General features: G+C 68.4%; 18 protein-coding genes and 4 pseudogenes. 7 read left to right on the plus strand and 15 right to left on the minus strand.

Annotated features, from left to right (window positions below):
* The 6 genes from ABZ904_RS46135 to ABZ904_RS46160 form a co-directional block, all read right to left on the minus strand.
* A partial coding sequence (locus tag ABZ904_RS46135) for a TetR/AcrR family transcriptional regulator (RefSeq protein WP_361830122.1) occupies window positions 1–391 on the minus strand: 391 nt, incomplete at its 3' end.
* 62 nt (window positions 392–453) lie between these two features.
* Window positions 454–1,785: an MFS transporter gene (locus ABZ904_RS46140; protein WP_361830124.1), complete on the minus strand. Its 1,332-nt coding sequence runs from the start codon at window positions 1,783–1,785 to the stop codon at window positions 454–456.
* Window positions 1,786–1,991: 206 nt separating this feature from the next.
* Complete coding sequence (locus ABZ904_RS46145) at window positions 1,992–2,246, minus strand: hypothetical protein (protein ID WP_361830126.1); 255 nt, start codon at window positions 2,244–2,246, stop codon at window positions 1,992–1,994.
* 197 nt (window positions 2,247–2,443) lie between these two features.
* On the minus strand, window positions 2,444–2,929 hold the full coding sequence (locus ABZ904_RS46150; protein ID WP_361830128.1) for a lipocalin-like domain-containing protein: 486 nt from the start codon (window positions 2,927–2,929) through the stop codon (window positions 2,444–2,446).
* Between the two features lie 69 nt (window positions 2,930–2,998).
* Window positions 2,999–4,576: an aldehyde dehydrogenase (NADP(+)) gene (locus ABZ904_RS46155; protein WP_361830130.1), complete on the minus strand. Its 1,578-nt coding sequence runs from the start codon at window positions 4,574–4,576 to the stop codon at window positions 2,999–3,001.
* Complete coding sequence (locus tag ABZ904_RS46160) at window positions 4,573–5,202, minus strand: cysteine hydrolase (protein ID WP_361830132.1); 630 nt, start codon at window positions 5,200–5,202, stop codon at window positions 4,573–4,575. The genes ABZ904_RS46155 and ABZ904_RS46160 overlap by 4 nt, the downstream gene beginning before the upstream one ends.
* Window positions 5,203–5,366: 164 nt before the next feature.
* On the opposite strand from ABZ904_RS46160, the gene ABZ904_RS46165 reads away from it, so the two are divergent.
* Window positions 5,367–5,954 carry a TetR/AcrR family transcriptional regulator gene (locus tag ABZ904_RS46165; protein WP_361830134.1) on the plus strand — a complete coding sequence of 196 codons (588 nt, stop codon included), beginning with the start codon at window positions 5,367–5,369 and terminating at the stop codon, window positions 5,952–5,954.
* 143 nt (window positions 5,955–6,097) lie between these two features.
* Here the strand turns inward: ABZ904_RS46165 and ABZ904_RS46170 are convergent.
* The 3 genes and pseudogenes from ABZ904_RS46170 to ABZ904_RS46180 form a co-directional block, all read right to left on the minus strand.
* Window positions 6,098–6,193 (minus strand): annotated as a pseudogene (locus tag ABZ904_RS46170) (IS5/IS1182 family transposase); the annotation flags it as partial.
* A gap of 91 nt (window positions 6,194–6,284) precedes the next feature.
* Window positions 6,285–7,178 carry an alpha/beta hydrolase gene (locus ABZ904_RS46175; protein ID WP_361830136.1) on the minus strand — a complete coding sequence of 298 codons (894 nt, stop codon included), beginning with the start codon at window positions 7,176–7,178 and terminating at the stop codon, window positions 6,285–6,287.
* Window positions 7,179–7,680: 502 nt separating this feature from the next.
* Complete coding sequence (locus tag ABZ904_RS46180) at window positions 7,681–8,388, minus strand: maleylpyruvate isomerase N-terminal domain-containing protein (RefSeq protein WP_361830138.1); 708 nt, start codon at window positions 8,386–8,388, stop codon at window positions 7,681–7,683.
* Window positions 8,389–8,839: 451 nt separating this feature from the next.
* On the opposite strand from ABZ904_RS46180, the gene ABZ904_RS46185 reads away from it, so the two are divergent.
* Window positions 8,840–9,121 (plus strand): hypothetical protein, encoded by a 282-nt coding sequence (locus ABZ904_RS46185; protein WP_361830140.1) that lies wholly within the window; start codon window positions 8,840–8,842, stop codon window positions 9,119–9,121.
* Window positions 9,122–9,592: 471 nt separating this feature from the next.
* Window positions 9,593–10,039: an epoxide hydrolase N-terminal domain-containing protein gene (locus ABZ904_RS46190; RefSeq protein ID WP_361830142.1), complete on the plus strand. Its 447-nt coding sequence runs from the start codon at window positions 9,593–9,595 to the stop codon at window positions 10,037–10,039.
* Window positions 10,040–10,448: 409 nt separating this feature from the next.
* Here the strand turns inward: ABZ904_RS46190 and ABZ904_RS46195 are convergent, their stop codons facing one another.
* The 5 genes and pseudogenes from ABZ904_RS46195 to ABZ904_RS46215 form a co-directional block, all read right to left on the minus strand.
* Window positions 10,449–11,120, minus strand: a complete 672-nt coding sequence (locus ABZ904_RS46195; RefSeq protein WP_361830144.1) for a hypothetical protein — start codon at window positions 11,118–11,120, stop codon at window positions 10,449–10,451.
* A 360-nt stretch (window positions 11,121–11,480) separates the two neighbouring features.
* Window positions 11,481–11,954: an ATP-binding protein gene (locus tag ABZ904_RS46200; RefSeq protein ID WP_361830154.1), complete on the minus strand. Its 474-nt coding sequence runs from the start codon at window positions 11,952–11,954 to the stop codon at window positions 11,481–11,483.
* Window positions 11,940–12,870, minus strand: a pseudogene (locus tag ABZ904_RS46205) (GAF domain-containing SpoIIE family protein phosphatase); the annotation flags it as partial. The gene ABZ904_RS46200 and the pseudogene ABZ904_RS46205, both read right to left, overlap by 15 nt.
* A gap of 100 nt (window positions 12,871–12,970) precedes the next feature.
* Entirely contained in the window at window positions 12,971–13,534 is a 564-nt protein-coding gene (locus ABZ904_RS46210) for a hypothetical protein (protein WP_361830146.1), read from the minus strand.
* Window positions 13,535–13,899: 365 nt separating this feature from the next.
* Window positions 13,900–14,076: pseudogene (locus ABZ904_RS46215) on the minus strand (transposase); the annotation flags it as partial.
* A 110-nt stretch (window positions 14,077–14,186) separates the two neighbouring features.
* Between ABZ904_RS46215 and ABZ904_RS46220 the strand changes: the two are divergent.
* The 4 genes from ABZ904_RS46220 (at window position 14,187) to ABZ904_RS46235 (ending at window position 17,455) form a co-directional block, all read left to right on the plus strand.
* Window positions 14,187–14,393 (plus strand): DUF5372 family protein, encoded by a 207-nt coding sequence (locus tag ABZ904_RS46220; RefSeq protein ID WP_361830156.1) that lies wholly within the window; start codon window positions 14,187–14,189, stop codon window positions 14,391–14,393.
* A 176-nt stretch (window positions 14,394–14,569) separates the two neighbouring features.
* Window positions 14,570–15,076 carry a helix-turn-helix domain containing protein gene (locus ABZ904_RS46225; protein ID WP_361830148.1) on the plus strand — a complete coding sequence of 169 codons (507 nt, stop codon included), beginning with the start codon at window positions 14,570–14,572 and terminating at the stop codon, window positions 15,074–15,076.
* An 82-nt stretch (window positions 15,077–15,158) separates the two neighbouring features.
* The gene (locus tag ABZ904_RS46230; RefSeq protein WP_361830150.1) at window positions 15,159–15,326 is read left to right on the plus strand and encodes a hypothetical protein; all 168 of its coding nucleotides are present in this window, start codon (window positions 15,159–15,161) and stop codon (window positions 15,324–15,326) included.
* A 146-nt stretch (window positions 15,327–15,472) separates the two neighbouring features.
* Entirely contained in the window at window positions 15,473–17,455 is a 1,983-nt protein-coding gene (locus ABZ904_RS46235; RefSeq protein WP_361830152.1) for a recombinase family protein, read from the plus strand.
* A 9-nt stretch (window positions 17,456–17,464) separates the two neighbouring features.
* Here ABZ904_RS46235 and ABZ904_RS46240 read toward each other — a convergent pair.
* Window positions 17,465–18,772: pseudogene (locus ABZ904_RS46240) on the minus strand (IS1182 family transposase); the annotation flags it as partial.
* Window positions 18,773–18,978: the final 206 nt, after the last annotated feature.

Below are 18,978 nucleotides of genomic sequence, written 5' to 3' on the forward strand. Positions count from 1 at the left end.
TCTGGGTGACCTGGCGCACAGCGGTCAGGTGACCGGTGTCGTCGAACGTGTCGTCGTAGCGGATGGCGGCGCCGGGGCGTCCTCGGAGACATTTGGTGAACAGCTCGCCCTGCGCATCGAAGACGCCGAGCAGACGCTCGCACGGGGTCCGGAAGCGGGTCAGGGTCCGGGTGATCCGGTCCCTGATGCGCAGGTTGCGGGAGATTAGGTAGGCACAGACCAGGCCTTCCTTGCTCCCGAAGGTGTTGTAGAGGGATGCCTTGGCGACCCCGGCGTGTTCGATGACGCGGTCGATACCGACGGTCTGCACGCCCTCGCCGTAGAACAGCTCGTTGGCGGCCTGGAGCAAACGCTCACGGGCGGACGGTTTCGCTGCAGTCCCGGTGGCCATGGCGATCTCCCTTTCAGACAGTTCTGTCCGTTCTACCGGCTGTCGTTTTTTATTGCCCACGTCTATGGGACGGGGACGCCCTCGGCGGCGGGGGCGTTTTCCGACCGGGCCACGATCACGGCCATCGGCTGTGCGCGGCGGCCGCTGAACAACAGCCCGGCCAGCGCGGCGAGGGCCAGGACGATGATGGCGATGCCGTACTCACGTGCGGTCTGCAGCAGGCCACCGCCGTGCACGACAAGCACGCCGGCGATCACCGCGGGCACACCCAGGCCGAGGTAGCACACCACGTACAGCAGGGACAGCGCACCGGCCCGCTCGTGCGGCTCGGTATGCGGGATCACCATCCGGATGCCGCCCTGGAAACCGCTGCCGAAGCCGAAACCGGAGATCGCGCTGCCGACGAAGAACCCCGTCACAGCGGCCGTGCCGCCGGTGCCCGAGCCGACGGACACCACGGTGATCACCACACCGGCGACCAGCGCGCCGATACCGAGGAACATCAGGGTGCGCATCGCCGTCTCCCGCAGCGTCACGACGGCTAGGCCTGCGGACGCGGCGAGTACGAAGAGCGGCAGCCCGCCCCAGACGGCGGAGGTGGAGTGCACCAGGGTTCTGGTGATGGCCGGGCCCAGCGCGCCGTAGAAGCCCGTCAGTGCCCACACCGCGAACAGCACGGGGGCGGCGATCGCCACCGAGGCGCGGGCTGCCTTGGGCAGCTTGATCTCGGGAACCAGGCTGGCCAGCGCCCCCGCCTTGCGGGTCACCGTCTCGCGCAGAGCGAGCACGCCCAGCGCCTGCAGGACGAACACGCCGAGGAGCACGACGTAGACGAGATGCGTGGGGGCCGGGAGGTACTGCACGATCAGCCCGGAAACCAGAGCGCCGCTGGCGGTTCCCATCGCGGGCGCGAAGGAGTTCAAGAAGGCGCCTCCACGCGGGTTGATGTCGATCATGCCAGCGCCGAGCGCACCGAGCGCCGCGCCGGTGCCCACGCCCTGGACGATGCGGGCGGCCAGCAGTGCGTCCACCCCTCCGGCCTCGACGAACACGACCATCGCCGCGGCCTGACCGATCAATGACACCAGCAGAACCGGCCGGCGCCCCACGTGATCGGAGATCTTGCCGAAGACCAGGAGCGAGACCAGCACGGCCACCGCGTAGACGCCAAAGACGACGGTGGTGGTGATCGGCGAGAAGCCCCAGTGCTTCTGGTAGAACGCGTAGAGCGGGGTCGGTGCACTGGAGGCGGCCAGCAGCGACACACCGATCGAGGCCAGCAGGGCGACGGAGGCGGCGGGCCCCAGACCACGTCGTCGCGGGGCGGCGTGCCTGGGGGGCCTCGCTGAGTTGTCTGTGCGGGCGGTTCGGCGCGCGGTGATTGGGGTGCTCATGGATTCTCGCAGGAGTAGACAAACGTGAACTGTTCCCGTATTAGACAAATCTGTCTAATGCGGTGTCGGTGAGGAAGCCGTCGGCGTCGGCCGGCTCGAGAGTTGCGGCGGGCTGTTCCGGACGCCGGTGAGGGGGCCGGCGGCGGGGTGCTGTTCCTGCCGCTCTCTGCCCCGGCCTCCCGCGGCGCATGGGTGTTGCGGGTTGGTTACAGGGGGCTGATCTCGGTGTACTCGTAGGTCACGAGGCCGTTGGCGGCGAAGGGGAGCCGGCTGAGCTTGTCGCGGGCGTCTTGAAGGCTGTCGGCTTCGACGAGGAGGAAGGCACCGGGCCGGTCGTGACGGCGGTACGCGGACAACACGATGCCGTCGTCCTTGAGTTCGCGTAGTACGCGGGCCTCCTCCTCGGCGTGTGGCGCTAGTTGGGCGGGTTCGGTCACGGTTCCGGTGACGTGCACGTACATGGTGTTCCCTTGGTCTTTTTTCTTGGGCTGTCTTGCCGGGGGTGAGCCGCGCCGGTCGTGTCCGGGCCGTTGTCCGGTGGCCGGTTGTCGCGGTGGGGCCGGGGCCGGTCATTCCGGTCGTCCGACGGCGGCACCCTGGGGTCTCTCGATCAGTGGCGGCAGTGCCTTGTCGGCTGTGAGATCCCTCGCTCCGGGGATCAGGCGAGTCTGTTCCAGGTGAGTTCGGCGGTGCGGTCCGTGCCCCACAGGCGGGTGGGGGTGGTGACGCTGAGTTTCAGGAGGGTGCCTTCAAAAGTGACCGTCCGGATTTGGGACCGGCCGATCCAGTTCGGCAAGAGGCTTGTGGTGACGTGGTGTTCGACGGTGGTGGGGGCGGTGACCTCGAAGGGTCCGCCGTAGGCGAGATAGCCGGTGGCGGCCTGGGCGAGTTTGTCCGGCGCCGCGTCCTCGAGGCGGCCGGAGGCGAGGGGGGCACGGTCGCTGCGGCCCAGCTGGGCGGTCATGTATCCCTGCGGGGTGTACACGATCAGCCCGTACGGTCTCGGGCCGAAGGGGTGTATCAGCTGCCCGTCGGTGCTTGTCGCGGTGTACGACACGAGTTCCCACGCACCCAGCAGCTTCCTGCGTACCTCTTCGCGGGCCTCGCGTTCGTTCCTCGCGGCCGCATGGTCGGTGGTTGTCATGGAGAAGGCTCCTTCTGTGCGGGAGGACGAGGGGGCCCGGCGTCGGCGGGGCCGGCACCGGGCCGAGGGTCAGGGTCGGGTGAGTTCGCCGTCGACGAGGCGCCACAGACCCAGGGGGTTGGTCTCGCGCAGTGGCTCCGGCAGCAGTGCGTCGGGGAAGCCCTGGTAGGTGACCGGGCGCAGGAACCGTTCGATCGCGCCCATGCCCACTGAGGTGAATCGGCTGTCGGAGGTGGCCGGGAAGGGGCCTCCGTGGGTGGTGGCGTAGGAGACCTCTTGGGGGATCGAGAAGGCGTTGACCACGATGCGGCCGGTGCGACGCTCCAGGATCGGCAGGAGCTGTGCGGCGGCCACGTGGTCGGGCGTCTCGGCGTGCAGGGTGGCCGAGAGCTGCCCTCGGAAGGCGCGGGCGACCTCGAGCAGTTGGTCCAGGCCGGTCAGCCGGACCAGCAGGATCGCGGGGCCGAAGACCTCCTCGCGCAGGTCCGGTTCGGCCAGCAGCTGGTCACCGGTGACCTCGTACATCAGGGACTGGCCGTCCCATGCGCGCGTCGGTTCCTGACCCGCTCCGATCCGGGTGGCGCCGCGCTCCTCCAACCGCTGTGCATTACGGGTGTAGGAGTCGTGGATGCCTGGCGTGAGCATCGTCCGTGCGGCCACCTTCTCGACCTCGGACGTCGCCGCCTCGCGCAACTCCGCGAAGCCCGGCCCGTCGACTGCCAGGAGGATGGCCGGCTTCAGGCACGCCTGACCGACGTTGTACATGGCGCGCTGGACGAGGCCGCCGCCGATCTCCGCGCCGCGGGCCGCCAGGGCGGCGGGCAGGACGAAGGTCGGGTTGACGCTCGTCATCTCGGTGAACACGGGGATGGGGTCGGGACGCTGCTGCGCCCGGCGGTAGAGGGCCATGCCGCCGCCCTCGGAGCCGGTGAAGGTGACCGCGCGGACCAGGGGGTGGTCCACCAGGGCTTCGCCGATCTCGTTGCCCACGCCCCGGACGAGGGAGAAGACGCCTTCGTGCAACCCTGCCTCGGCGACGGCCTGCTGGATGGCACGGCCCTGGATCTCGGAGGCACCGGGGTGGGCGTTGTGGGCCTTGAGGACGACGGGGCAGCCGGCGGCCAGGGCCGAGGCCGTGTCGCCGCCGGCGACCGAGTAGGAGATCGGGAAGTTGCTGGCCCCGAAGATCACCACGGGCCCGAGGGCCACCTTCTGCAATCGGTGGTCCATGCGCGGTGAGGGCTGCCGGTCCGGCTGCGCCGGATCGATGGTCGCCTGCAGGAAGCGTCCCTGCCGTACCAGCGTGGCGAACTTGCGGAAGTGGTCGGCGGACCGGAGCGTCTCGCCCTCGAGCTGGGCGACAGGCAGGCCTGTCTCCAGCGAGGCGCGCTCGGCGAGTTCGCCCTTCGCCGCCTCGAGCTTGTCCGCTATCAGGTCGAGGAACGCGGCTCGCTCGGCCGGGCCGGTGTGGCTGTAGCTATCGAAGGCCTCGTCGGCGAGGGTGACCGCACGGTCGACATCGGCGGCGCCGCCGAAGGCGAACTCGGGCTCGATGACTTCTCTGGTGGCGGGGTTGAGCGCCTTCATCGTCCCCGCGCCGGCGGGCACATGGGCCGCTCCGATCAGCAGTTCTCCGGTCAGTGTCATGCGTGCGCTCCCTTGAATGCGGCGACGAGTTCCGCCGTGGTGGTGATGGCGTGGGCGTAGGTGGGGCCGTTGAGCTCGTGCGCGGCGTGCATCATCTCGGAGAGAAAGGCAGCGGTGGCGTCGCGCACGAGGGTCACGTGGTAGCCGAGTTCCATGGCGAAGCGGGCGGTGGACTCGATGCAGGTGTTCGCCAGCAGGCCGACGACGGCCACGTGGGTGATGCCGTGTTGCTTGAGCTGGAAGTCCAGGTCGGTGTTGGCGAATCCGCTCTGCCCCCAGTGCTCCGCGGCGACGATGTCGCCGGGCTGCGGCTGGAAGTCGGGGTGGAACTCCCCGCCCCAGGTACCCCGGGCGAAGCTGTGCCGTTCCATGATGCTGAGTTGTGTGGGGTTCGGGTGGGCCCAGGTCTCGTAGTCGCCCGGCTCCCAGCGCCGGTGCGGGACGAACACCACGCGCATGCCCGCGTCGCGGGCGGAGGCGACCATGGAGCGCAGGTTGTCCAGCAGGCCGTTCTCCTGCGCCATCGGCTCCAGGCGCGGCCAGACCTTTCCGCCCTCGGACAGGAAGTCGTTATACGGGTCGACCAGCAGCACCGCCGTGTGGCGGGGGTCATACGTCTCGGGCACGATAGCTCCCTGAAATCTGGATGATGAAGGACATCTAGATTGAGGATTATCGAGGTCATCCAGAAAGTCAAACGGATGCGAGGAGGTCACATGCTGGCCCCTGTGTATGATTTTCATAATCCAGATCGTCGACGGCGTGCGCGCTCCTCGGAGGGAGGCCTGGCATGGGGCACTCAAAGGTGGACAAGGCGGCATCCCGCGAGAGGGTGCTACGGATGGCGGCCCGCAAGGTCCGCGCCGAGGGCGTCACCGGCCCTGGCGTAGCCGAACTGATGAAGGAGGCGGGGCTGACCCATGGCGGCTTCTACCGGCACTTCGCCTCCCGCGACGACCTGATCGCCCATGCCACGGCCGCGGCCCTGGCCGAGGGCACGGCGAAAATGGAGAGGGCCGCGCGGAAGAACGAGGATCCGCGGATCGGCCTCATCGACGCCTACCTCACACAACAGCACCGCGACGCACCGGCCACGGGCTGTGCCCTGGTCTCGCTCGGCGCTGCCGCCGGGCGAGGCAACCAGGACTTCAAAAAGGCCTACGAGCGGCAGGTCCACGCCTACCTGGACCTGATCGCCGGCCATGGCCACCAGACCGAGGGCGCCCGGGCCGAGGCGATGCTCACCCTCAGCGCCCTGGTCGGCGCCACGCTCATCTCCCGGGCCATGGCCGACCCCGGCCTCTGCGACGAACTGCTGACCGCGGTGACCGACCAGCTCAAGCAGCACCCGTCAGCACCTCCGGCCCCGGCCGTCTGAAGCGTCGTCGGTACCGGCTCGCCGTCGTCCGGCAGGGTTCCGAGCCACATCCGGCGGGGCACAGCAGGGTGTGTCGGCGTCTCGCTGCCCGCCTCGGCATCGCGTGATCGAAAAGGACGACCCGGTTGGGCACTGAGGCTTTTTCAACCTGCGGTTGAGTTGGCGTGATGCAGAGTGAGTACGGCCTGGACGATGCTCGTGATGCGGGTGGTCGAGCAGCGAAGTCTGCGGAGCTGCCGTAGGCGACAGGGCTGAGCTGTCCGTTTGATGCGGGTCGAACGCCCGGAACGTCTTGTCCACTGCCGCCCCAGGACGGTTCAGACGGGTCGGCTACCGGTGCGATGTGGCAGCGTGGTGTCGTGTACGTCGCTCTCGGTCTCGGTACGGGGCCAGGAACGCGGTCAGCGCTGCCAGCATCTCCTCGGGTGCCTCCTCGGCGAGCCAGTGGCCGCAGTCGGGAATGACCAGGCCCTGCACATCGTCTGCGACAAGATTCATCGTCTTCCCGATCATCTCACCGGCGCTTGCCGCTCCGCCGACCGCCAGGACAGGCATGGTCAGCTGCGGAGTCTTGCGTTGCTGGTTCTGCGCGATGGTGGTGTCGAGCGCGCGGTAGAACCCGAAGCTGCCGCGCAGGGCGTTGTGGTGGCAGGCAAGGGTGTGGATGTAGTGCCTGACGGCATAGTCGGGCAGTTTCTTCGCAGCGCTGATGTCGAACTCGTAGCCGAAATAGATGTCTTCCCGCCCCCTGACAAGCTGTTCGTTGACTTCGGCGAGCCGGTTGAAGGCGATGTGCCACAGCCTGTCGTTGAGCTGCGCGGGGCTGACCAGGGGCGGTGAGTCGCTCACACCCGGGAGGGAAGCCTCGGCGACGACCAGACGGTCGACCCGCTCGGGGTGGTCCGCGGCCAGGGCGTAGGCAATCGGCATTCCGGTGTCGTGGCCGACCAGGGCGAACCGCTGGTGGCCGAGCGCGTCCATCAGGGCGACCAGGTCGCCTGCGAGGGTGATGGTGTCGTAGCCGTCCTTGGGCTTGTCGGACAGCCCGATACCGCGCTGGTCGACCGCGATGACCGTGAAGTGGCGGGCCAGTTCCGGCATCAGCAGGCGCCAGGCGTACCAGGTCTGGGGCCAGCCGTGCACCAGCAGCAGCGGCGGCCCCTCGCCTCCGATGACCGCGTGCAGTCGCACGTCGCCTGTGTCGATGTACCGGCTGGTGAACATCTTGGTGAACCCTGGCGGGAGGTGCGGTGCCTGCGAGACGGAGCCGAAGCCTCTCGCTCGCGAGCCGAGAAGCGGTCCTCCTGCGGCTGCTGCGGCCGGCTGGGTGGAAAGCAATCCGAGGGATCCGGCGGTCACTGCGGCCATCGCGGCGGCCGAGGCGGAGAGGAATGTCCGTCGTGAGTGGGTCGAAAGCTTTTCGGGCACGGTGAACCTCCTGGGGTTGCGTGACTTCGATGTAAAGGTGGTGGTTTCGCGGGGAGTTGCTGCTGATGTCGTCGTACGCCGGGCAGTCAGGACCTGGTGGCGGATTGGGCGGAACCGGATTGGGCCGGCGTCGCGGCGTGACGGCATGGATGATCGGTGCGGTGGCCGCGGCCTAGGGCTCTGGTCGTTGTCGGGTCGCCTGACGGGGGCAAGGAGACCGGGCGTTGCTGACCATGGACTGAGGTGAGCCGGTCAGGGCGTTAGTGGGGTCGTCAGCAGGGTGTTGGCCGCGGCGATGTCACCGCTGATCCATTCCGGGTTCACGGGCTGCCGCTTCCACAGGGCAAGCAGCAGCTCGGCCGCGGTGGCTTCCACCGTGGCCGTCGCGGGTTCCGAGTCCACCGGCTGGGCCTGGGGGACGTCGGCCGGGCGGATCAACCAGCCGTGCCCGGTGTCGGTGGGGCGCAGCGCCACCTGCGCCGGCAGTGGCTTCGCTTCGTTGCTGCGCCGGACCAGGGGCCAGCAACGTGGCGAAGACCTCGTCCACGCCGTCGGCTGCGATGAGCGGATCGACGTGTACCCCGGCCCCCGCGGCCAGCTGGGCGTCGACCAGGTGGACCGCCGTGTCCTGGGTCTCGGGTCGGAACCAGAGGGCCGTTACCGCATCCTGGAAGCCGAACGCCCAGCAGGGTGGGGCGGGGTCGGCCCCCTCCAGGGTGGCCAGCAGTGAGGCCGCCCGCTCGGCGTACCACTCGGCGAGCTGATCCCCGGCGGCCGGGGCGAACTGCTCACGGCGCAGCTCACCGGTCCGTACCACGGCCGCCACGGAGCGGTACCCGTGCCCCATGTGGGTGGCCAGGTCGTGCAGGCTCCAGCTGCCGCAGGTGGCCACCGGGATGCCCGGATCGGCGGTGCGCAGCAACCGCTCGAATACCGTCACCTCCTCACGCAACACAGCCAGATACGTGTCGGGGGCAAGCGGCAGCGGGGTGGGGAGCTGGTTCATGGGCGGTCTCCAGTGGGACGAGTGACCGGTTCAGGGCACCAGCGAGCGTGTGCTTCTGCTAGTGGGGGAGTGGGCGGCCTGCGGCCTGACCCGATTCAAGAAGGCGATCGCGTGGTCGCCGCCCCGGGTCTCCTAAGAAGCATGCCTACCTGGATTTAAATTCGCAAGTCTGATGATTCGCCCCTTTCGGGGGAATGGGCCCGCCCGGCGCGATGGCCGGTGCGGAAGGGGGTGCGGCCACGGGGTCACCCCGGCCGTGCAAGATGCGGTGCGCCCTACCCGCGCCGCCGCCACGGCTCCGCCAGCATGAACAGGTCAGCGGCGCCTGGGCCTTCGGGCTTTCGGGTATCCGGGGTTGTTCGGCTCGCCGACGTCGATACAGCGAGACTGTGCCTGCACGACGCCGGCCCGCGCCACTGCGGCCCGCACGGTAGGTAGCCCCGCAAGCACGGTGGGTGTCCTCACCTTCACCAAGCCCGGGTGCTGGCACACCCCCAACCAGGCCACCACCGTCACCGTCCGCTACGGCACGGCCGAGACCCTGGCCCGAGACCGGATACACCCCCGCCTCGGCGAAGCAGCCGGCGAGGGTGTCGCCGAGACGGCCTGGCCTGCGGGGGTCTGGGGGCGGTGCCATCTCAAGCAGCGCTGGCGCACCCTTCGGCACGTCACCCTCAGCCCCAGCCGAATCGGCGACGTCGCCCGCGCCGCCCTCGTCCTCAACGAACACTGAAAATGATCACCACCGAGAAAACATCAGTCACCCGTACCAGGCCGGACAGCGGAACTGGATGGGGTGAGGAGAGGCAAGCAGAAGGCGAGTTCACCCGTGCGGCGATTGCGGCGGACGCCTCCAGGGCCCGGAGGACCAACCTGGCGGCGAGCTGCGGCTTGGCGGCGAAGGCCGGCCGGCGTTTGCGGGCGAAGTTGCAGCCGAGGTCGACGTTCCGGCCGACCCGGTCGGAGCCGTAGCCGGACCCTTGGGGGCGCCAGCACGCTGTCCCCGAGTGGTGTGTCGCCCACGTCCAGGCCCAGGCGCGACGATCTGGCTTGCAAATTTAAATTTAGGCTTTACCGTGGATGGCACGACCGAATCGGACCGGCAGTCGTACAGCCGCGCCAGGGTCGCGGGCCCACCGAAATGCCGATCCGGCGCCTTCGACATCCACGCAGCGACGCTTGTACGGCGCATTTCGAACGACCTTTGGAGATTCCCCATGTCCGAAATACTGCCTCCGCACTCTCGACGGGCTTTTCTCTCCACTCGGCCGTCGCGACGGCCGCCGTGGTCGCGGGATCCTTCGGCCTGTTCCCGGCCCAGCAGGCCGCAGCGGCAACCGCAGCGGGATCCCGCCTCGATGCGACAGCACGCGGGGACATCCGCCGCTTCCGTTTCCACGCACCGCACCGGGATCTCGTCGATCTCCGCCGACGCATCATGGCCACGCGCTGGCCCGAGCACGAGACCGTCGCGGATCAGTCGCAGGGCGTGCAGCTCGCGACCATGAAGGAGCTCGCGCGGTACTGGGCGTCGGACTACGACCGGCGGAAGGTGCACGAGGCTGAACGCCCTGCCGCTCATCGTCACCCACAGCCGGCCCGGCTCGATCATCGAACAACTGAAGATGGGACCTGTCCCTGGAGGAGATGACCGCGCTCCGCGCACTCCTGGCCCGGGTGCGCACCTCACCAGGCGACACAGTCTGCGCCGAGCAGTAACCCCGGCGCCCGGCCCGGCGTCTGGCGGCATGCCAGCACCTCCAGCACCCCCGGTGGCCGGAGGTGCTGGAGGTTCGGGTCGGCGGGGACGCGGCCGGATGCTCAGCCGAAGATCACGCCGTTGTTGACAGTGCCGCTGTAAAAAACCCGTCGTCATCCTCGCCGCGGGCTCGCCGCACGAGCCAGCACGACGGGCACCGCCCAGCGAAAAGCCGCTGCTCACGTCGCCATGACTTGCCGCCAGGGTGACACCGTCGCCAGGCTCCACAAACCGTCCAGGTGCTTGTTCCACGTGGCGACAGCGGCCCTGGTGTCGTCGGTGTCCCTCGCCGACCAGACATTCAGATCGATGCGGAAGCCCCTGGGGGGTAGTACTCATGATCGATCGTGCGCGCGACCACATCGTAAAGACCGTGCAGCATCAACTCCCGGTTGAAAATACAGATCTTGTCCCTCGGTATCCCGGGATAGAGGCGGAACTCGCTCTCCACCGTCACCCGTCCCAACCTGTTGAGCCGCTCCGCGAGCCCGGATAGCGACTGGTCGTACGCCTGGCACCTGCGTTCCTGGCGTCGCCGGAATTCGGAGTCGTCTAGCGGCTCCCCGTTCGGCCCCACTCTGGACGGGACAGTCATGGGCTGCCCGAAATCCGGCACAAGCACTTTGATGCAGACACGCCTGGTCCGTCCGGGATCATCGAGAAGCTCCTCCAAGCGGCCGTTAAGCGCGCCGAAGATCGTCTCCCCGGTATAGCCGAGAAAGGTGATCTCCACCGTCCGGGCGCGGAAGGCCTCGCCCACGAATCGGCCCAACTCACGCGACCCCACCTGTGACCGCACAGGCGGCCGAAGCGACGCGGCCAGGTCCTTCACCGCGTCGTACAGCACATACGCCACAAGGCTGAGCAGCGCGCCGCCGACGAACGTCTTGTCCTGCAGGGCGTCTCCGAGCGGTGTGACGAACTGGGCAGTCAGCCCGACGACGAAGATTCCGAGGAGAAAGAACCGCGTCACCGCTGACTCGAAACGTGTCCGATACCGCCTCAGACGATGAGCCACGCCCGGCTCGGCCGACCCGTTCCCTGGCGCGGACATGCGCAACCCCTCCCCCGTACCGAGCCACCCGGCGTCGCCTCATGCGCCTGCAGGGAACCCGGCCCCTCTCCCCCTGACATGGTCCCCATTCGGCATCGGCGGACAACATGGGAAGTCGCTGTCGCCCGTGCTGTCCGACGTGCTCCGCGACGGCACCGTCCACCAAGCCAGGCCCCACGCCTGGTTTGACGAAAGACAGTCTTGGTGGCACGGGTGGAGATCTTCTCGGAGAAGACCCGGGCCATCCCGGCTTCGGGGGTATTCCAACCACTCGCTTGATCATTTCGCGGGAGGTTCTTGCAGTCTCAGTTCGGCCCAGATGGTCTTTCCGTCAAGCCGTTGCCGTGTACCCCAGCGCTCGGCGAGCTGCGCCACGATGAGCAGTCCACGTCCCCCCTCGTCGAACATGCGGGCCCGGCGCAGGTGGGGGGCGGTGTTGCTGCCGTCGGACACCTCGCAGGTCAAGGTGTCTTGCCGGATCAGGCGCAGCCGCACGGGGCCCTTGCCGTAGCGGATGGCGTTGGTGACCAGCTCGCTGACGATGAGTTCCGTGGTGAACGCGGACTCTTCCAGGTCCCAGTCAGCAAGTTGGGAGGTGGCGAGGTCGCGGACGTGAGCGACTTCGGAGAGATCCTCTGACACGTCCCACGTGGCGACATGCATGCTGTCGAGTTCTTGGATGCGGGCGATGACGAGGGCAGCATCGTCCTCGGAGCGATCGTCGGCCATCATGTTCAGGACGTGGTCGCACATGTCCTCCAGAGAAGGTGTCGGGCCGGACAAGGCCTTCCGTAGACGCTCGAGCCCTTCATCCAAGGTATGCCCGGGGGATTCGATGAGGCCGTCGGTGTACAGGACGAGCAGGCTGTCCTTGGGAAGTTGCAGTTCAGCCGCCTCGAAGGGAAGTCCTCCCACGCCCAGCGGAGGGCCGGCGGGGATGTCGAGGAAGTCGACGTCTGGTCCCGGACGCACCACGGCGGGTGGTAGATGACCAGCGCGCGGCGGTGCAGCGGCGCGAAACCGGATCGTAGATCATGTACAGGCAGGCGGCACCGACCTCACCGTAATCCGCTCCAGTGTCGCGACCAGCCTCCTGTGCGTGGTCCCTGATCATGCGGCGTTGGATGGCGAGGTCGTCGAGGTGGGTGAGCAGTTCGTCGGGCGGCAAGTCGATGTCGGCGAGCGTGCGTACGGCGGATCGCAGCCGCCCCATGGTTGCCGAGGCATGTATGCCGTGCCCGACCACGTCGCCTACGACCAGGGCGACTCGGGCCCCCGAAAGCGGGATCACGTCGTACCAGTCGCCTCCGACTCCGGCCCGGGAGTCCGCGGGCAGGTAGCGGGTGGCTGCTTCCACTGCCGACTGCTTCGGGGTCATCGGGGGCAGGAGGCTTCGCTGAAGCGCCAGGTAGGTGTTGTGCTCGTGGGTATAGCGGCGGGCGTTGTCCACGCACACCGCGGCCCTCGCCCCGATCTCCTGGGCCAGTAGCAGGTCGTCGGCATCGAAGGGGTCCCGGCTCCGGGAGCGTGTGAAAAGTGCTGCACCAAGGGTTACTCCGCGGGCGCGGAGGGGAACTGCCAGCGCAGAGTGCGGTGCGTTCATACCCGCGTCGCTTGGACCGGCAGGCCAGCAGTCGGCATCCGCGGTATCGGCGATCTCCACCCTCATAGGTTGGCCCTGCCCTCAGGCTCAGGGCTGGTACCGATCCCGGGCGGTAGGTGACGGTCTCGGCCGGCCGAACAGTGCCGGGGAGGACGGCCGGGCCTGATTACCGGGCGATGCGGCGCAAGGTGATCTCACCCATGTGAGGGCCAAGCCCAGGCTCCTCACCGTCGAGGACACGATCGCACAGATCCACGGTGGCGTGGTCCGCGAAGCGGTGCACCGCTACTTCGGTCAGCTCCTCAGCGGTTCGAGCCACGTTGAGCGTGCTGCCGACACGGCTGCTGGCCTCGCTGAGCAACGCCAGCCGCTCACGAGCGATCACGAGGCGTCTAAATCGTCCTTCTCTCGCTATACGGACACGGCAGACGGCCCAGCTTATGCCCACCGCGACTGCCAACGCCGCGATGACCGTTATTTGATTGACTTTTCCGATTCTTTGGAGAAATATTCCATAGACCACAATGGCGGCAACCAGGTTGAAAAGGCCTACGATCATGGTACGTCGCAGCGGCAACAGAGCACTGGCCACAACGGAAATCAGCACAGAATATTCCGGTATCCCCATGACTTGCACGTCAGCCGCAGCCAAAGCCAGTTCCAGGCCTGAAATCAGTACAACGCTGAGGAGGAGAACGGCGAAGCTTCTGCTTGACTGAATCGGTCGCACGTAATTACACCTCCAAAGCCGGGAGGGTCGGCATCTCCGCCTTGCGTCGGGCCAGCGCCCACTCGGCGGCCCTCGCGCACTTCCATCCGACGACAAACCTGGGCTTCCTGCCACCTGGGTCCGCAGAGGGATGGGCAGCCGCCGCGGCCGTTTCGTACGCTGCGTTCATCGGGCTCTCATCTTCGGACAGTGGCGATCTGGTTGGCACCATCGACGCTAGGAGCGTGGGTTAGTAACGAGCAAGCGGCTCTGTTGCTGCGACCCGGGGGGCGGTTGCGGCGGCCCCGTGCGGGCTTGCGGGGTTCTGGCGGGCCGGGCGGGTGTCCGGCCGACCGGGGTCGTCACGTGGGCGGGGATCCGGCTGGTCAGCAGGCCAGGGCGGCTATCCCTGCCGTCCCTGCGTGCCGGAAGATCTTGCGGAGGTTGTGGCAGGCGGTCAGCAGGCGCCACTCGCCGCGGGCGCCGTCCTCGCCGCGCAGGAGGAGCTGGCGGCCGTTGTGGCAGGTCATGATCTGTCCGAAGACGGGTTCGACGATGGCCTTGCCGCACGTCATCGACTGCACCCGATCAGCATGGTCTGTCTGGGGTTGTCCGGGTCACGCACTCGTTCCATCCCTGGTGCGGGCGTGAGTTCGCGTTCGTAGACCGGCGTCTGGCCTGGGACGAGGACCGGGTCAGCTTCCTGGACGAGAACGGGGAGGTGGCCTCCCTGCCTGCGGCGTGGACGGACATCGACCCCGTGGACCCGTTCGTGGTGGTCGCCGCGGGCCGCTGCCCGTTCCGCGTGGAGGACCTGGTGGCCGTCGCCGACCTGATCGACACGCTTCGATCGCGCGGTGTCGCGGGGATGGCGCCGTGAGCGTCGTCTGATCGACACCGCATCCCGCATCCCCGCTGATCGTCGGCGCGCGGGCGAAGCCCGCGGTGTGCTCCATGACCTGGTGTTTCACCACCGCGCGCCCCCTTCCAAGTCTTGGCTGTGATCGCTGTCGGCGCGAACCTGATGACACCGGTTCGGATCAGGGAGGGGACACGGTGGCAGCAACGGCGACGGATCCGAAGGTGGCCGCCCTCGCGGCGGCCCGCTCGCTCAACCCGCACCCGGAGAAGGTCGTCGACGAGGCGTTCCTCGCCTCGCCGTTCTGCGACGCGCGGGACCTGGTGCAGGTCAAGTACGAGATGGTGCGTCGGGTGCGCGTGGACAAGGTGCCCGTGGCGCAGGCCACCCGCGCGTTCGGCTACTGCCGCCAGGCGTTCTATGAGATCGCCGCCGCCCTGGACGCCGGCGGGCCCAGCGCCCTGATCCCCGGCAAGCCCGGCCCGAAGGGCCCGACCAAGCTGACTGCCCAGGCCATGGACCTCGTCTGCGACTGGCTTGCGGCCGAACCAGCACTCAGCTCACGGCAGTTGGCCGTCAGGTTGCGGGACGAACTCTGCCTCGCCGTCCACCCGCGCTCCATCGAACGCGCACTCGTGCGCCGCCGGGAACCAGAGGACGCCGGCGACGACGTGCCCATAGCCCGCCGCGCCGTCCGGCCCTGACGCCGCGACCGCCGTCGCCGAGTACGAGCGTCTGCGCGAAGCATCCTCACGTGGCGGCCGCCGGCACGGACTGGGAGTACTGGTGGCCCGGGGCATGGTCGCCTTCCTGCACGTCGCCGCCTCACTCGCCGCCGCCCGGCAGCCCCGGCCTCCTGCCCCGTCCCCGGCGCGCGAGACGCCCTCCGTGCTGGACGCGGAGATCGTCCGGGTGTGGTCGCGCATGGTGCTGGCCCACGCCAACAGCCCATGACCAGGAACAACTCCACGAGGAAAGGGGCAAGTTGATGGATCTATTGTTCAGTCCGGCGATGAAGGTGACAGCGGCCCACCTCGCCCGGGACGCCTACCTCTATATCCGCCAAAGCTCGCTCAAGCAGGTCCTCAACAAAGTCGACCGTGCGTCAGTACGGACTCAAGGAACGCGCCGTCGCCCTGGGCTGGCCCGCTGACCGGATCCACGTCATCGACACCGACCAGGGCCAGTCCGGCGCCAGCGCGGCAGACCGGGAGGGCTTCCAGCGGCTGGTCACCGAGGTCGGCATGGGACACGCCGGGATCGTCCTGGGCCTGGAGGTCTCCAGGCTGGCCCGCAACAACAGCGACTGGCATAGGTTGCTGGAGATCTGCGCGATGTCCGGGACGCTGATCCTGGACGAGGACGGCCTCTACGACCCCTGCGATTTTAATGATCGCTTGCTGCTCGGGCTCAAAGGGAGCCTCTCCGAGGCCGAGTTGCACATGCTCAAGGCCAGGTTGCGGGGCGGTCAGCTGTCCAAGGCCCGGCGCGGGGAACTGGTCAGCCCGCTGCCGATCGGCCTGGTCTACGACCCGGCCGGAAAGGTCGTCCTCGACCCGGACGCGGCTATCCAGCAGGCGATCCGGGCGGTGTTCGAGCTGTTCGACGCCACCGGCTCGGCCACCGGCGTGGTCAAGGCGCTCAACGCCGAGGGCCTGCGACTGCCCCGCTGGATCGCCCACGGCCCGGACAAGGGCACCATCGTGTGGGCGGCGGCCGCCCACTCGCGGATCCTGAAGATCCTGCACAACCCGCGCTATGCCGGTGCGTTCTTCTACGGCCGCTACCAGCACAAACCCACCCCCGGCACCGGCAGGAGCGGGCCAAAGCTGGTGCCGCGCGATCAATGGGTCGCCTTCTTCCCCGACCACCACCCCGGATACATCACCTTCGACAAGTACGAGGCCAACCAGGCCAAACCCGCCGCGAACGCCACCGCCCACGCCAAGGACCGCCGCCACGGGCCCGCGCGCGAGGGCCCGGCCCTGCTGCAAGGCATCGTCGTCTGCGGGATCTGTGGCCGGCGCATGACCGTGCGCTACCACCAGCGCAAGGACCGCCTCGAGCCGGAGTACGTCTGCCAGGCCCAGGGCATCGAGTACGGCAACCCGATCTGCCAGCGCGTCCACGGCGCGGTCGTCGATGCCGCCGTCGGCGAGCTGCTGGTCACCGCTCTGACCCCGCTCGCCGTTCAAGCCGCGCTCGCCGTCGCCGACGAACTCGCCGCCCGAGCGGACGAAGCCGACCGGCTGCGGGCCGTCGCCGTCGAACGCGCCCAGTACCAGGCTGACTTGGCCCGTCGCCGCTACCTCGCCGTCGACCCCGACAACCGCCTGGTCGCCACCAGCCTGGAAGCCGACTGGAACCAGACCCTGCGCGATCTCGCCGAAGCCACCGAGACCTACAAGAAGGCGAAAACCGCCGGCACGGGAGTCCTCGACGACACCCAGCGGGCCAGGATCACCTCCCTGGCCAGGGACTTCCCCGCCCTGTGGGCCAATGCGGACACCCCGGACCGCGAGCGCAAACGCCTGGTGCGTCTACTGGTCACCGACGTCACCCTAATCCGCGCCGAGCAGATCACCGCCCACGTCCGCCTCACCGGCGGCCAGGAACACACGCTGGTGCGGCCGGTCCCGCTGGCCTCCTGGCAGATCCAGCAGACCCCGCCCGAGGTCGTCGCCGCCATCGACGAACTCCTCGAGGACCACACCGACCGCCAGATCGCCGCGATCCTCACCGAACGCGGCCACCTCAGCGGCCTCGGCCAGGCACTCAGCCCCGGCATCGTCAAGCACATCCGGCGGGCCTACCGCCTGCGCAGCCACCCCCAGCGTCTCGCCGACCAGGGCATGCTCAGCCTGAACGAGATCGCCCGCCAGCTGGGCATCGGCCTGAAAACGGTCAAGCACTGGCGTGACCGCGGCCTGCTGGCCGGCCGCCTGGCCAACGACAAGGGCGAATACCTCTACTATCCGCCGCCACCCGGCCTCGCCCGGCCCCGCATCGGACGGCCGCACCACCCACGACCACCCGCCCCCGAAGAAACACCAACCGAATCAGCCCAAGGAGGCGCAGTATGAAGCCCAAGGTTTGCGGCGGCTGTAGGCGGTCTTGCCGGGCTTGGTCCGCAGCTTGCGGGCCATGCGCTCCTTGAGGGTGGCGCTGGCGGGGATGCGTCCGCGGGGTGCGAGCGGGACCTGTTCGTCGTGGCCGAGTCGGCCGGTGGCCATGAACGTGTCGGTGCCGCAGGCGAGTTGGCGCTCTTGAGCGGCTTCCAGGTTGGTCTCGGAGCAGTAGCCGGCGTCGACGAGGGCCTGCTTGGGGTGGACGCCGGTGTTCTGCGCGGACTGATCGAGCATCGGGGTGTAGTTCAGCGCGTCCGAGGCGTTGGTGGTGATGTCGGCGGCCGTGATGACCTGGTGCTTTTCATCGACGACGGCCTGGGCGTTGTAGGCCTGAATGTAGGCGCCGTCGCCGTTCTTCATGATCCGCGAGTCGGGGTCGGTGAAGTTGGCCTGCGCCTTGGGCTTGGGCCGGGCCTTGGCTGCTGCCTGCTCGCCCGCGTCGGTAACGGCCCGCTCGTCGCTGGTCCCGGCGCGCTCCTGACGGCGGCGTTCGGTGTCCTCGGCGTGAGCGCGGGCCTTGTCGGTGGCCTCGGCCTCGATCTGCGCGCGGGCGGCCTGCAGCCTGGCCAGGCGCTTCTCACGCCGGTCCAGCTCGGCGGGCAGGTCGGCCTCTTTGCCGTCCACGCCGAACCGGGCATCTTCGGCGGTATCGACTGCTTCGGCGTCGTCCAGCAGGGACCGGGCCGTGGCCTCCAGGCCGGCGATCTCGGCTTCGATCTGCTCTTCCTTCCCGATCAGGCGGCCGTAGCTCATCGCCTTGTGCTTGGAGGCGCTGGCCTCCAGCTTGGTGCCGTCCAGGGCGACGCGGCCCATCTTGACCATGCCGAGCTTCACGGCGAGGTGCAGCGACTGAGTGAACAGGTCGGCCAGGGCGCCCAGGTGGCGGCGGCGGAACCGAGCGATCGAGCGAAAGTCCGGAGCCTGGTCGGCGGCCAGGAACCGAAACGCCACGTCGTCGGCGCATTTGCGCTCGATCGCCCGGGAGGAGCGGATACCGGTGGTGTAGCCGTAGATCAGCAGGCGCACCATCAGCCGGGGATCGTAGGGCGGGTAGCCGCGCTTCTCGGTGTAGTCGGCCAGGATCGGGGAGAGGTCGAGTACCTCGTCGACCAGGTCCGCGCCGAAGCGGGCCAGGTGGTCCTCGGGCAGCCAGTCGTCCAGCGACGGCGGCAGCAGCAGCACCTGGTGCGGGTCGAACGCCCGGAACGTCTTGTCCACCGCCGCCGGACGGCCCTGCCGCCGCTTCGCCTCGACCGGCTCGACCTCGAACAGCCCATCCCCATCACGCATACCGAAATCATCCCGCACGAATGATCACGAACCACAGGCGGATTGCCCGTTACTGAGACACGCTCCTAGCCGATCACCGCGGCGTACATGCATCCGTGCGCCGTCGACCAGACTTCTCCGCTTGCGGCGTTGTGTACGACAGCGGTTTCGGCTGGTCGGGAACGTGAGGAGAGCCGTACGGGTTGGGA

It is taken from the genome of Streptomyces sp. NPDC046900, assembly GCF_040644975.1.
Classification (GTDB): Bacteria; Actinomycetota; Actinomycetes; order Streptomycetales; family Streptomycetaceae; genus Streptomyces.